This window comes from Streptomyces verrucosisporus (genome assembly GCF_017114865.1).
Classification (GTDB): domain Bacteria; phylum Actinomycetota; class Actinomycetes; order Streptomycetales; family Streptomycetaceae; genus Streptomyces; species Streptomyces fenghuangensis.
Window position 1 is genome coordinate 99,262 of the sequence record NZ_JADEYH010000008.1, and the last position, 12,815, is coordinate 112,076.

Genomic DNA, 12,815 nt, shown 5'->3' on the forward strand with positions numbered 1-12,815 from the left:
GGCGCGGGGCATCGGAGGTGGGGAGCTGCCAGACTGTCCGGTAGCCGGGCTCCCGGTGCGGAGCGGCCCGGGTGGGGCGGATGAGACGGATGAGACGACGGAGGCAGTGCGGTGTCGGAAGCCAGGACCCCCGCGGAGATCGAGGCGGAGATCGTCCGCAGGCGGCAGGAGCTCGCCGAGACGCTGGACGAGCTGGCGGTGCGGGTGCACCCCAAGACGATCGCCGACGGTGTGAAGGCGCGGGCGTCGTCGGTCGTGGACCGCACGGCGGGCCGGGCGTATGTCGCGGTGAACCACGCGCTGTCGGATGTGCGGGACCGGTTCACGGACGAGGAGGGCCGCCCCCGGGCGGCGCGTGTCGTGCCGGTGGCGCTGGTGGTCGTGGGGGTGGCGGGGCTGCTGGTGGTGTCGTCCCGGCGCCGCCGCCGCCGCCGCTGAGCGGCGCGGAAGCGGGCTGGGATACGGTTCTGCCGTGAGTTCCAAGACGCCCCACCACGACAAGCTGCCCATCCGGATGCTGCACGACCGGGTGCTGGTGCGTACCGACATTCCCGAGGGCGAGCGCCGGTCCTCCGGTGGCATCGTGATCCCCGCGACGGCGGCGGTCGGCCGCAGGCTGAACTGGGCCGAGGTGGTCGCCGTCGGGCAGAACGTGCGCACGGTGGAGCCCGGCGACCGCGTGCTGTTCGACCCGGCCGACCGGGCCGAGGTGGAGGTGCGCGGGGTCGCGTACGTGCTGATGCGCGAGCGTGATCTGCACGCGGTGGCGGCCGAGCGGCTGCAGGGGGCGGAGGACTCCACCGGGCTGTACCTGTAGAGCCGGATCCGCTGGGCCGCGCCCGCAGGGGCGGCGGTCGTATGGGCGGGCCCCGCGGACACACCCGCGGGGCCCGTCGTGCCGGCCGCTCCGGCCGCCCGGTATCAGGGCCTGGGGGCGGTGGAGGCTTCGGGGGTTTTCCCGGGGGACGCCTTGGCCCCGGGAGCCGGGGAGGCGGTTTCGCCGGGGTTCTTGCCGTCCGCCGTCTCGCCGGAGGGTTTGGCGGGTTTCCCCGGCTTTTTCTCGTCGTCCCCGGTCTTCTTCCCGCGGTCCTTCTCGGTCTTTCCGGTCTTCTCCTGGGTGCGTTCGCCGTTTGCGCCGTCGTCCCCGCCACCCCCGTCGTCCTCGCCGCCTCCGTCGTTCTCGGCGTCGTCCCGGCCGGAGGCGGAGTCGTCCGGGCTCTCCCCGGTGTCGTCCACCTGGGTGGGTTCCTCCTCGGGGGAGTCGGGTTCGCCGGACGGGTCGGCGCTGCCGGAGGGGCTGGGGGACGCCTTGGGGACGCGGTTCTTGCCGGGTTTGAGGTCGAAGTCCCTGGCCGGGGTACCGCGCAGCGCCTCGGAGGTGTAGGCGGCCCAGATCTGGGCGGGGATGCCGCCGCCGTTGACGCGGGCGAGTCCGGCGGCGCCGTAGAGGGATTTGTGGGCCCCGGTCTCGGGGTCCTGGCCCATGACGGCGACGATGGTGACGAGGTCGGGGGTGTAGCCGGCGAACCAGGCGGCCCGGTCCTCCTCGGCGGTGCCGGTCTTGCCGGCGGCGGGGCGTCCGGCGGCCTTGGCGGCGGTCGCGGTGCCGCTCTTGACGACGCCGCGCAGGACGGCGGTGGTGGCGTCGGCGGTGGAGCGGGAGACGGCCCTCAGGGTGGCCGGTTCGGGGACGCGGATCCGCTCGCCGCCGTGCCGGATCTCCTTGACGATGGTGTGCTCGACGCGTTCGCCGTGGTTGGCGAGGGTGGCGTAGGCCTGGGCCATGTCGAGGGTGCTGGGGGTGGTGGTGCCCAGGGAGATGGAGCCCTGGGCCTCGGCCATACCGGGGGTGGTGTCGGGGAGGCCGAGGCGGGCGGCGGTCTCCTTGACCTTGGCGGGGCCGACGTCGACGCCCATCTGGGCGAAGACGGCGTTGACGGACTTGTTCATGGCTGTGGTGACGGGGATGTCGCCGTAGTCGACCTGGTCCTCGTTCTCGGGTTTCCAGGTGGTGGGTCCGTCGGGGCCGACGACGGTGCGGCCGCTGTCGCCGTCGTAGGTGGTGCCGGGGCCGATGAGGTCGCCGTCGCGGGTCTTCGCGCGGTGTTCGAGGGCGGCGGCGTAGACGAAGGGCTTGAAGGTGGAGCCGGGCTGGTAGTCGCGGCGGGTGGCGTTGTTGACGAACTGCCGGGTGTAGTCGACGCCGCCGTACATGGCGACGACCTCGCCGGTTTCGGGGTCGATGGAGGTGCCGCCGGCGCGGACGTGGCGGTCGATCTCGCGTTCCTCGCTGAGCTGGGAGAGCAGTCGGCGTTCGACGGCCTTGACGAAGGCTTCCTGTTTGCGGCGGTCGATGGTGGTGGTGATGCGGAAGCCGCCCTGGGCCAGGCGTTCCTCGTCGAGGATGTCGCGGGCGGCGAGGTGCTGTTTGACGGCCTCGACGATGTAGCCGCGCTGGCCGGACAGGCCGGTGGGGGGCTTGGCGGGGTCGGGCTGGGGGAATTTCGCGGCCGCGCGCTCGCGGGGGGTGAGCCAGCCCTCCTTGACCATGCCGTCGAGGACGTACTTCCAGCGGGCGACGGCGCGTTCCCTGTTCTCGGGGTGGGCGGCGACGTCGTAGAGGTTGGGGGAGTTGAGGAGGGCGGCGAGGTAGGCGCCCTCGGCGGTGGTCAGGTCGCCGGCGTCCTTGCCGTAGTAGGCCTGGGCAGCGGCCTGGACACCGTAGGCGTGGCGGCCGAAGTAGCTGGTGTTGAGGTAGCCGGCGAGGATCTCGTCCTTGCTCGACTCGCGGTCGAGTTTGAGGGCGATGAAGAACTCCTTGGTCTTGCGGGTCAGGGTCTGTTCCTGGCCGAGGTAGTAGTTCTTCACGTACTGCTGGGTGATGGTGGAGCCGGACTGCTTCCCCTCGCCCTGGAGCATGTTCCAGCCGGCGCGGGCCATGGCCACCACGTCGACGGCGGGCTGGTGGTAGAAGTCCCGGTCCTCGGCTGCCAGTACGGCGTGCCGGGTGCTCTCGGGGATGGCGTCGAGCTCGACGTTCTGGCGGTTGATGTCGCCGTCGCGCGCGAGCTGGGTGCCGTCGGAGTAGAGGTAGACGTTGTTCTGCGCGGCGGCCGCGGAGTTGGGCGCGGGGATCTCCACGAGCATGTAGCCGGTGATCAGGGCGCCCGCGCCGGCCAGGAGGGCCACCGCGGCGGCTGCCAGGAGTGTCTTCCGGGTGGGCGGCAGGCGCCGCGGGCCGGTGCGCCTCGGCCGGGGTTTCTGGTCGCCGTTGGGCTCCTCGGGCTCCTCGCTCATGACCGCAGGGCTCCTTGTCGGTATGGGAATCTCGTACCGTTTCCTGTGGATTGCCCCGTAGGACACTGTGGCATCATCCGCGCCGACGGGCGAGGCAGGTTCACACCGCTGGCCCTGCGCGGTGCGGTGTGGCGGTGCGAACGGCAGTGCGATCCGTTCGGTGGCCGGCCCGTCGGCGACTGGCCGGCGGCGCCGCGGGGCCGGCCGGGAGCCCGCACTGCGCCATCACCCGGAAGGGATCACCCGGGAGAGTGCCGGGCGGCAGCCGCGAGCCGGCCGCCGGACCGGACACGGGCCGGCCGCGGGCGCGGGGAATCACACCGGGGGCGCGGGGGACCGTGCCGGGATCAGAGCCTGGCCGGCGAGGAGCCCTTGAGGAGTTCCAGGTCCAGGGCTCCGGCCATCGCACGGTAGCCGCTGTCGCTGGGGTGGAGGTGGTCGCCCGAGTCGTGGACGGGCAGGAGCCGCCGAGGGGCGGCCGGGTCGCGCAGGGCCGCGTCGAAGTCGACGACCGCGTCGAAGACGCCGCCGCGGCGGATCTGCTCGTTGACCTGCTGCCGCACGGCCTCCAGGCGCGCGTTGTGCCTGCGGTGCCCGCCGAACGGCGTCAGCGTCGCCCCGATCACACGCAGTCCGCGCCGGTGGGCGTGCTGGGTGATCCGCTCCAGGCCGTCCACGATCCTGCGGGGGTCGGTCTGCCGGGGCGTCTTGATGAGGTCGTTGATGCCGAGCTGGACGACCAGGACCTCGGCGCCGGTGCGGGAGAGCACGTCCCGCTCCAGCCGGTTCAGGGCGCTGGGGCCGTTCTTGGGGTCGGTGGGGGAGGCGTCGAGGAGGATCCGGTTCCCGCTGATGCCCTGGTTGAGGACGCTGTAGCGGGGGGCGCCGCGTTCGGTGCGCAGCCGGTCGGCGAGGAAGTCGGTCCAGCGGTGGTTGGCGCCGGGGCTGGAGGTGATGCCGTCGGTGATGGAGTCGCCGAGGGCGACGACGGCGCCCTCGGTCTCGTTCGTCCACACGTCCACGGCCGTCACGTGCCGCCAGTGGGTGGTCTGCTCGGTGTAGGGGACGCCGGTGGTGTCGGCGGCCCGGTCGCCGCGGGCCAGGTAGCTGGTCTGGCGCGCGTGGGGGTGGTGGGTGACGGCGCCGGAGCCGGTGGGCGAGTAGAGGGTGACGAGCAGATCGGCGGCCGCGGGCACGTTCAGCCGCACCGCGTCGCTGGTGACGGCGGAGCCGACCGGGACGGTCACCTCGTTCCGGTCGCCGAAGGTCAGCCTGCGCATGCTGCCGGGAGCGGCGGCGGGGCTGCTGGGCTCGGCGGCCAGTGCGAGGGTGGCGTGGGTGATGGTCAGCGGGCGGGTGCCGAAGAGGTTGGAGAAGCGGACACGGGCGGCGCTGCCGCCGGCGGAGGTGTGCACCACGTTCCGCAGGGAGGCGTCCGGGTAGCCGTCCGGGGCGTTCGGCTCGGCGGAGGCGGGGGAGGCGGACCAGGTGCCCACCCAGGCACCGGAGGAGGCCGGCGCGGCGTTCTCCCCGCCGCGCGGGGCGGCGGTGTCCGGGGCCGCGCCCCTGACGCCGGCGCCGACGAACACGGCGCCGGAGACCAGGACCACGACGGCCGCGAGCCCTGCCAGCAGGGCGTATCCCATGTTCTTGCTCACGGGCGGCAGCCTCGCTCGTACACGGAAAGAGTCCCCCTCGGGCGGTGCGGGCCCAGGTGTGCGAAGTGATCGGCGGTTCCCCCATGATCCCATGGCGGCGGGCGTGTTCCCGCCGGGTGGTCCCGCCTGTTACGCGATCGATGAAAGGGCGTGAGGCGGCCGGGGCCCGCGGGCCGGCGCGTTCGCGGTGCGGGACGCGGACGGCGCGTTCGGCGCTCGGTGCCGTCGGCGCGGCGGCCGCTTGCGACAATTGCGGCCGGGACGGCGCAGACGGGTGGAGACGATGGAGCGTACGACGACGGACGGGAAGAACGCCCGGGGCCCCGGGGCGGCCGGCACGGTCGGGGCGGCGTTCGACCCGGTGGCCTTCACGGCGGCCGACGAGGAGAAGCGGCGCGGGGTGCGCCGGATGAAGGCCATCGCGACCGGTGCGCTGCTGCTGGCGGCGCTGGTGTTCGCGCTGGCCACCTGGGCGGAGCGGGCGGGGGCGGGAGCCTGGGCCGGCTATGTGGCGGCCGCCGCCGAGGCGGGCATGGTGGGCGCGCTGGCCGACTGGTTCGCGGTGACCGCGCTGTTCAAGCGTCCGATGGGGCTGCCGATTCCGCACACCGCGATCATCCCGAACAAGAAGGACCAACTGGGGCGCAGCCTGGGCGACTTCGTCGGCGAGAACTTCCTGTCCGAGGAGGTGGTGCGGCGGAAGCTGCGCTCGGTGGGCATCGGCGGCCGGCTGGGCGCCTGGCTGGCCGGGCCGGCCAATGCCGACCGGGTGACGGCCGAGCTGTCCACCGCGCTGCGCGGGGCGCTGGCCGTGCTGCGGGACAACGACGTGCAGGCGGTGGTGGGCGAGGCGATCACCCGGCGCGCCCACGCGCAGGAGATCGCTCCGGGCCTGGGCCGGATGCTGTCGCGGATCGTCGCCGACGGCGGCCACACCCGGGTCGTGGACCTGGTGGTCTCGCGGGCCCACGACTGGCTGGTGTGGCACAGCGACTCGGTGATGGACGCGGTGGCGGGTGGGGCGCCGGGGTGGACGCCGCGCTTCGTGGACCGCAAGGTCGGCGAGCGCGTCTACCGGGAGCTGCTGCGCTTCGTCTCGGAGATGCGGGACATGTCCGACCACCCGGCGCGCGAGGCACTGGACCGCTTCCTGCGGGACTTCGCCGCCGACCTGCAGTCCGACGACGAGACCCGGGCGCGGGTGGAGCGGCTGAAGTCGGAGATCCTGGACCGCGACGAGGTGCAGGAGCTGATCTCCTCGGCCTGGTCGGCGGTGCGGTCCATGGTGGTGGCGGCGGCCGAGGACGAGCGCAGCCAGCTGAGGCTGCGGGCGCGCGCCTCACTGCTGTCGCTGGGCGCGAAGCTGTCGGGGGACGGCGGGCTGCGGGGCAAGGTCGACGGCTGGATCGAGGGGGCGGCGTCGTACGTCGTCACCACCTACCGGAGCGAGATCACCTCTCTGATCACCGAGACGGTCGAGAGCTGGGACGCCGAGCACACCTCCCGCAAGATCGAGGCGCACATCGGCCGCGACCTGCAGTTCATCCGGATCAACGGCACGGTGGTGGGTGCGCTGGCGGGTCTGGCGATTCACACGGTCGCCCACGCGGTGGGCGGCTGAGGCCGAGCCGCCCACCGTGCCGCCCCGTCAGCCGAGCCGTACGGTGCGGCCCTCGGCCGCCGAGGTGCGGGCCGCCTCCAGCACCCGCAGCGCCTCCGCCGCCTCCCGCGCGGTGACCGGGGGCTCGCCCCCCTCGCGCAGGGCGGCGGCGACGGCGGCGTAGTAGGCGGGGTAGTCGCCGTTCCGGGAGGGCACGGGCCGTACGTCGTCCGCGGCGCCCAGGGTGCCCCAGGCGGACTCCGCCTCCGCGCCCCAGGGCTCGCCGGGGGTGGGGCGGGCGCCGGCGCGCAGGGCGTCCTCCTGGGGGTCGAGGCCGTACTTGACGTAGGCGGCCCGGCTGCCCAGCACCCGGAAACGGGGGCCGAGGGCGGCGGCGGTGGAGCTGACCCACAGGTGGGAGCGGGTGCCCGAGGCATGGTGGAGGGCGATGAAGGTGTCGTCGTCGGCCTCGGAGCCGGCGCGGCGCGCGTCGGACTCGGCGTGGACGGAGACTGCCGGGCCGAAGAGGTTGAGGGCCTGGTCCACCACATGGCTGCCCAGGTCGTACAGCAGGCCGCCGAGCTCGGCGGGGTCGCCGGACTCGCGCCAGCCGCCCTTGAGGTTGGGGCGCCACCGCTCGAAGCGGGACTCGAAACGCCACACCTCGCCCAGCGCGTCCTCGGCCAGCAGTCCGCGCAGGGTGAGGAAGTCGCTGTCCCAGCGGCGGTTGTTGAACACCGACAGCAGCAGTCCGCGGCGCTCGGCGAGACCGGCCAGCGCCTCGGCCTCGGCGGCGCCGGCCGCCAGCGGCTTGTCGACGACGACGGCCAGCCCGGCCTCCAGCGCCCGGGTGGCCAGCTCGACGTGGGTGCGGTTGGGGGAGGCTACGACGACGAGGTCGAGTTCGCCGGCGCGTGCGAACAGTTCGCCGGCACTGGCGGCGGTGCGCAGCTCCTCGCCGTGCTCGGCACGGGCCTGCCGCCGCCGCTCGGGGGACGAGGTGACGACGGTGTCCAGCACGAGGCCGTCGGTGGCGGCGATCAGCGGTGCGTGGAAGACGGAGCCGGCCAGGCCGTAACCGATCAGTCCGACGCGCAGGGGGTTGGGGACCGGGGAGGCGGCGTTCATGGCGCCCACTTTGGCAACAGCGTTTCCGAAGCGCAAGCGGGCGCGAGAATGGACCCGTGACCCCTGCCTCTCCCGACCCCGCCCCCGTCGCTTCCCTCGGCTCCCTCCCCGCCGCCTCCCCGGCGGCCGCGAACCTGCCGTCCCTGCGCGGCCACAACGCCGCACTCGTCCTGGACCTGCTGCGCGCGGCGGGCGGGGCGGGCGCGAGCAGGCCCGAACTGGCCGAGGCCACGGGGCTGACGCCGCAGGCCGTCAGCAAGATCACCGCCCGGCTGCGGGAGGCGGGCCTGGTGGCGCAGGCCGGACGCCGCCCCTCCACCGGCGGCAAGCCGCGCACCCTGTGGCGTCTGGTGCGCGACGCGCGCCACGCGGTGGGCCTGCACCTGGACCGTGACGAGATCACCTCCGTCCTGGTGGACCTGCCGGGCGGCGTGGTCGCGGCCCACCGGGCCCCCTTCGACCTGGGCGCGCCCCGCGAGGCGGTGCTGGACGCGGCGGCCGGTGCGGTGCGCGCCCTGCCGGCCGGCGCCGGACGCGGCCGCCCGCTGGGCGTCGGGGTGGCGTGCCCGGGCCCGCTGGACCATCGCACGGGAGTGCTGCGGCGGGTGACCGGCTTCCCCCACTGGGACGGCCACCCGCTGCGGGAGGCGCTGTCCCGGCGGCTGGGGCTGCCCGTCGCGCTGGACAAGGACACCAACGCCGCGGCACTCGGCCTCGCCCTGCGCGGCGGGCAGGGGGACGGCGGCGCGTCGTTCGCGTATCTGCACCTGGGCACCGGACTGGGCGCCGGGCTCGTACTGGAGGGGGCGCTGTACCGGGGGACGCGCACCGGGGCCGGTGAGTTCGGCCACCAGGTGGTGCTGCTCGACGGCCCGGAGTGCGGGTGCGGCGACCGCGGCTGCCTGGAGGCGCTGTGCCTGGCGGCCGTCGCCCGGGGCGATGCCGCCGAGGCCGCCCGCGTACTGGGCACCGGGGCGGCGGGGCTGGCCGGGCTGCTGGACATCGACCGCGTGGTGCTCGGCGGCCGGACCGTACTGGCCGATCCGGAGGCCTACAGCGCGGGCGTGCAGCGGGTGCTGGCGGCCCGGGCCGCGCGCACCGACGGCCGGGCCGTACCGGTGTCCGTCGCCCCCGGCGGCGTGCGGCTGGTCGCCCGCGGCGCGGCACATCTGGTCCTCGCACCGCTCTTCGGGCGGCTCGAACCGGGAACGAGACCGCAAGGCCCCGGCCGAGGCGGTGCCGGAGGCGGCCCCGGAGGCGACCCCGGAAAGGCGGGGCCGCCTCCGGCGGACAGTGGCTAGTCTGAGGGCGTCGGCGCAGCACAGCGTGGTGCCGCCGCCACGCCCGATGTGCGTTGTGACAGGCAGGAGTGACCAATGGCGGAGCGCAAGCCGATCGAGTCTTGGCTGACCGACATGGACGGCGTCCTCGTCCACGAGGGGGTGCCGATCCCGGGGGCCGAGGACTTCCTCAAGCGGCTGAGGGAGTCGGGCAAGCCGTTCCTGGTGCTGACCAACAACTCGATCTACACGCCCCGCGACCTGCACGCCCGGCTGAAGCGGATGGGCCTGGACGTCCCGGTGGAGAACATCTGGACCTCCGCCCTGGCCACCGCCAAGTTCCTGGAGGAGCAGCGCCCGGAGGGCACCGCGTACGTCATCGGCGAGGCCGGGCTGACCACCGCGCTTCACGACATCGGCTACATCCTCACCGACACCGACCCCGACTACGTGGTGCTCGGCGAGACGCGCACATACAGCTTCGAGGCGCTCACCAAGGCGATCCGGCTGATCAACGACGGCGCGCGGTTCATCGCGACCAATCCCGACGAGACCGGCCCGTCCGCCGAGGGCGCGCTGCCGGCCACCGGGTCGGTCGCGGCGCTGATCACCAAGGCGACCGGGCGCGAGCCGTACTTCGTCGGCAAGCCCAACCCGCTGATGATGCGGGCCGGGCTCAACGTCATCGGCGCCCACTCCGAGTCCAGCGCGATGATCGGCGACCGGATGGACACCGATGTGCTGGCCGGGCTGGAGGCCGGTATGGAGACCTTCCTCGTCCTCACCGGGCTGACGCGGCCGGCCGATGTGGACCGCTTTCCGTTCCGCCCCTCGACGGTCGCCGATTCGATCGCGGACCTCGTCGAACGGATCTGACCGGCTCCGGCGCCGCCCCGCGTTCGCCTTCGCCCTGCGCCTGCCCCGCCCGCGGCCGGGCGCGCTCGAACGGAGCAGCGCGGGGCGGCGCCGGGATGCGGGGCGGCGCGGCGCGGCGGATCTTCGGGAGTACCGACCCGGAGGTTCGACATGGGCATCTTCCGCACCGTACGACCCACCCCGAGCGTCCTCGCCGCGGCGCTCGCCGTCTGCGCCGCGGCGGCCCCTCCCGCCGGTCTCGCCGCTCTCACGGCCCTCGCCTCCCCCGCGGCGGCCGCCGAGAGCCCCGGTCCCGGCGCCTCCCGCCCGCCCGCTCCCGGGACGCCCTCCACCGGGCAGTCCGGCTCGCCGGAGGTGTCGGTGCGGGTGAGCCCGGCCAGGGTCCGCCCCGGCACCGAGATCGAACTGTGGGCCGTGTCCTGCAAGGGCACCGTCGCCACCGCCCGCTCCGAGGCGTTCGTCGCCGATGCGCTGCTGGCCCCAGGTGCCGATCGCGGCGGGCTGCGCGGCGAGGCGGTCATCCGCTCGGACGCCGAGCCCAGGGAGTACCGGATCACGGTGGAGTGCGTGGGCGTGAAGGTCACCGGCCGGGTGACCGTGCACCACTCCGGGTCCGGCCCGGCCTCCGGGGGTCCCTCCCACCACGCCACCGATCCGGCCGTGAGCCCGGTCGCCCCCGTGCCGGCCGGCGGCGGCGGCACCGCGAAGGCGGCCGGCGAAGAGGGCGGGGAAGCCGGACCGAGCGCCCTCCACACCGCCCTGGGCGCCGGACTGGCGGGCACCGCCACCCTGATCGTCCTCTGGCGGGCCGCGGCGCTGCGCCGCCGGTCCCGCTCCGAATCCGACCGCTGAGCCGGCCGGCGGCGACGGCCGTGTACGACGACGTCCCCGATGTCCCGGGCGGGGAGCCGCGCACGGGCTGCGCCTCGCGGCTGGCGGTGGTGGCGGTGTGGGCGGTGCTGCTGCTCGGGCTGTGGCTGTGGGGCAGGGAGCTGACCGACCCCGCCGCCCGGCCGCCGGAGCAGGCGCGGGCGGGAGCCCCGGCGTCCGGCCGGGCACCGGGGCTCAGGTCCGGCCACGCTCCGCTGCCCGGCGCCGAACCCCGGCGTGTCGACATCGACGGCATCGGCGTCCACGCGCGGATCATCGAGCGGGGGCTCGACCGCGAGGGCGCCGTGGAGCCCCCGCCGTTGGACTCCGCCGACGCCGTCGGCTGGTTCGCCGACGGCCCGGCGCCCGGAGAGGAGGGGGTGGCGCTGCTGGTGGGGCATCTGGACACCGAGACCGGAGGAGCGGTCTTCCAGCGCCTGCCCTCGGTGCGCCCCGGGGACCGGGTGCACGTCGCGCGCGACGACGGCAGGACCGCGGAGTTCACCGTCGAGGACGTCGCGATCGCCGAGCGGGCCGACTTCGACCCGCACGAGGTCTACGGCGCCCGCCGTCTCGGACGCGCCGAGCTCCGGCTGATCACCTGCACCGGCGCCTTCGACCGGGCCAGCGGCTCCTACACGGCCAATCTGGTGGTCTCGGCGTATCTGACCGGTGTCCGCTCCGGGAGCGGGGCGGACACCGGCCGAAGCGGCGGCGAGGGCCGGGCGCGGTGAGCGGCACCGTGCGGGGAGGCCCGGTGCGGAGAGGGCCGGTGCGGGGTGAGCCGTGCGCAACCGCCGCCCGGCCCGGTCGTTGTCGTCACCGGGGTGAACCTCCGGCCGGAAGCGGTTGCGTTCCCCGCCCGCCCGGGATTGAAGACAGGGGGACGCGGTACTCGGACGCCGAGACCCCCCCCAGGACACGGAAGGCTGCCGCTGCGCCATGTACGACACAGCTGAACCGGAAGCCGACGCCCCGCCCGCCGCGACGCGGGCCCTCGACGAGCTGCCGGCCTCCCAGCCCCCGCTGCTGCGCCTCGCCGGGGACGGTGACGACGACGAGTGCGAGCCGCATATCTGCCGGGGCATCGACTGAGGAGCGGGCGCGGGGGAAGGCGCCGGGGGAAACGTCCGGGCCCCACCGCACAGGACGGTGGAGCCCGGATCGAAGAGGTACGCCGCCAGGGACTCGAACCCCGGACCCGCTGATTAAGAGTCAGCTGCTCTAACCAACTGAGCTAGCGGCGCCCGCAGGGGCGGTGATCCGCACGGTATGTGCCGATCGGTGCCGAACTGCGGGGACCAGCATACCCGACGCCGCGCGGTGCTCCGTCCGGGCCTCGGCCGGACCCACCGCGCCGGGGCCCGGACGGCCCGCGGGGGCCGCTGGGGGCCCTGGGGAGTAGGTTTCCGGTCATGCGAACCGGTGAGCTGATGGACCGGGCCTGGCGGCCGGCGGCCCGCGCGGGAGGCGGGCGGGCAGTGCTCGGCCTGGCGGGGCCGCCCGGCGCGGGCAAGTCCACACTGGCCCGGGCCCTGGTGGCGGGGCTGTGCGGGCGGCACGGGGCGGACGCGGCGGCGTACGTCCCGCTGGACGGCTTCCACCTGTCCAACGCCCAGCTCGACCGGCTGGGCCTGGCCGCCCGCAAGGGTTCGCCCCCCACCTTCGACGTCCACGGGTACGCCGCCCTGCTGCGGCGCCTGGTCCTGGAGCCGGACCACGACGTCTACGTGCCCGACTTCGACCGGACGCTGGACGAGCCGGTGGCGGCCCGCCACGTGGTGCGCCCCGGGGTCCGGCTGGTGGTGACGGAGGGGAACTACCTGGCCTGCGACCTGCCCGGCTGGCCGGACGCGCGCAGGTCGATCGACGAGCTGTGGTACGTGGAGGCCGGCCCCGGGGAGCGCCGCCGCAGGCTGGTGGAGCGGCAGCTGGCGGGAGGCCGCACCGCCGGGGAGGCCCGGGAGTGGGTCCGGTCCAACGACATGCCCAACGCGGAGATCGTGGAGGCGTCGAGGACGTCGGCGTGCGTGAAGCTGTCGTTCCACTGGGCGGGACACTGACGGGACGCCGATGAGGAGAAGGGCCCCTCGCGTGACGCGAGGG

Annotated in this window: 12 protein-coding genes and 1 tRNA gene; 9 read left to right on the forward strand and 4 right to left on the reverse strand. The window is 74.8% G+C overall.

Annotated elements, in window-relative coordinates; translation table 11 throughout:
- Positions 1-111: 111 nt before the first annotated feature.
- Positions 112-438, forward strand: a complete 327-nt coding sequence (locus tag IQ279_RS11860) for a DUF3618 domain-containing protein (protein ID WP_206348369.1) — start codon at positions 112-114, stop codon at positions 436-438.
- 76 nt (positions 439-514) lie between these two features.
- Positions 515-817 carry a GroES family chaperonin gene (locus tag IQ279_RS11865; RefSeq protein WP_093850016.1) on the forward strand — a complete coding sequence of 101 codons (303 nt, stop codon included), beginning with the start codon at positions 515-517 and terminating at the stop codon, positions 815-817.
- A gap of 104 nt (positions 818-921) precedes the next feature.
- On the opposite strand, the gene IQ279_RS11870 is transcribed toward IQ279_RS11865, so the two are convergent.
- A complete protein-coding gene (locus tag IQ279_RS11870; RefSeq protein ID WP_206348371.1) occupies positions 922-3,297 on the reverse strand; it encodes a transglycosylase domain-containing protein in 2,376 nt (791 codons plus the stop codon).
- Positions 3,298-3,644: 347 nt separating this feature from the next.
- Entirely contained in the window at positions 3,645-4,955 is a 1,311-nt protein-coding gene (locus IQ279_RS11875) for an SGNH/GDSL hydrolase family protein (protein WP_372445120.1), read from the reverse strand.
- A gap of 283 nt (positions 4,956-5,238) precedes the next feature.
- Here IQ279_RS11875 and IQ279_RS11880 point away from each other — a divergent pair, with 283 nt between their 5' ends.
- On the forward strand, positions 5,239-6,576 hold the full coding sequence (locus IQ279_RS11880; protein WP_206348372.1) for a DUF445 domain-containing protein: 1,338 nt from the start codon (positions 5,239-5,241) through the stop codon (positions 6,574-6,576).
- A gap of 27 nt (positions 6,577-6,603) precedes the next feature.
- Here the strand turns inward: IQ279_RS11880 and IQ279_RS11885 are convergent, their stop codons facing one another.
- Entirely contained in the window at positions 6,604-7,683 is a 1,080-nt protein-coding gene (locus tag IQ279_RS11885) for a Gfo/Idh/MocA family oxidoreductase (protein ID WP_206348373.1), read from the reverse strand.
- A 134-nt stretch (positions 7,684-7,817) separates the two neighbouring features.
- Here IQ279_RS11885 and IQ279_RS11890 point away from each other — a divergent pair, with 134 nt between their 5' ends.
- The 5 genes from IQ279_RS11890 (at position 7,818) to IQ279_RS11905 (ending at position 11,804) form a co-directional block, all read left to right on the forward strand.
- On the forward strand, positions 7,818-8,984 hold the full coding sequence (locus IQ279_RS11890; protein WP_241027997.1) for an ROK family transcriptional regulator: 1,167 nt from the start codon (positions 7,818-7,820) through the stop codon (positions 8,982-8,984).
- A 75-nt stretch (positions 8,985-9,059) separates the two neighbouring features.
- Positions 9,060-9,839: an HAD-IIA family hydrolase gene (locus tag IQ279_RS11895; protein ID WP_206348375.1), complete on the forward strand. Its 780-nt coding sequence runs from the start codon at positions 9,060-9,062 to the stop codon at positions 9,837-9,839.
- 150 nt (positions 9,840-9,989) lie between these two features.
- Positions 9,990-10,691 carry a hypothetical protein gene (locus IQ279_RS27955; protein ID WP_241027981.1) on the forward strand — a complete coding sequence of 234 codons (702 nt, stop codon included), beginning with the start codon at positions 9,990-9,992 and terminating at the stop codon, positions 10,689-10,691.
- Between the two features lie 20 nt (positions 10,692-10,711).
- On the forward strand, positions 10,712-11,443 hold the full coding sequence (locus IQ279_RS27960; RefSeq protein WP_307792315.1) for a class F sortase: 732 nt from the start codon (positions 10,712-10,714) through the stop codon (positions 11,441-11,443).
- 208 nt (positions 11,444-11,651) lie between these two features.
- On the forward strand, positions 11,652-11,804 hold the full coding sequence (locus IQ279_RS11905) for a hypothetical protein (RefSeq protein ID WP_206348377.1): 153 nt from the start codon (positions 11,652-11,654) through the stop codon (positions 11,802-11,804).
- A 78-nt stretch (positions 11,805-11,882) separates the two neighbouring features.
- On the opposite strand, the gene IQ279_RS11910 is transcribed toward IQ279_RS11905, so the two are convergent.
- Positions 11,883-11,956 (reverse strand) — tRNA-Lys (locus tag IQ279_RS11910).
- 168 nt (positions 11,957-12,124) lie between these two features.
- On the opposite strand from IQ279_RS11910, the gene IQ279_RS11915 reads away from it, so the two are divergent.
- Entirely contained in the window at positions 12,125-12,772 is a 648-nt protein-coding gene (locus IQ279_RS11915; protein ID WP_206348378.1) for a nucleoside/nucleotide kinase family protein, read from the forward strand.
- Positions 12,773-12,815 lie beyond the last annotated feature (43 nt).

Coding starts and splice junctions, on each gene's coding strand:
- IQ279_RS11865 (WP_093850016.1), top strand. CDS start 515: ATGCTGCACGACCGGGTGCTGGTGCGTACCGACATTCCCGAGGGCGAG.
- IQ279_RS11870 (WP_206348371.1), bottom strand. CDS start 3,297: ATGAGCGAGGAGCCCGAGGAGCCCAACGGCGACCAGAAACCCCGGCCG.
- IQ279_RS11880 (WP_206348372.1), top strand. CDS start 5,239: ATGGAGCGTACGACGACGGACGGGAAGAACGCCCGGGGCCCCGGGGCG.
- IQ279_RS11885 (WP_206348373.1), bottom strand. CDS start 7,683: ATGAACGCCGCCTCCCCGGTCCCCAACCCCCTGCGCGTCGGACTGATC.
- IQ279_RS11895 (WP_206348375.1), top strand. CDS start 9,060: ATGGCGGAGCGCAAGCCGATCGAGTCTTGGCTGACCGACATGGACGGC.
- IQ279_RS27955 (WP_241027981.1), top strand. CDS start 9,990: ATGGGCATCTTCCGCACCGTACGACCCACCCCGAGCGTCCTCGCCGCG.
- IQ279_RS11905 (WP_206348377.1), top strand. CDS start 11,652: ATGTACGACACAGCTGAACCGGAAGCCGACGCCCCGCCCGCCGCGACG.
- IQ279_RS11915 (WP_206348378.1), top strand. CDS start 12,125: ATGCGAACCGGTGAGCTGATGGACCGGGCCTGGCGGCCGGCGGCCCGC.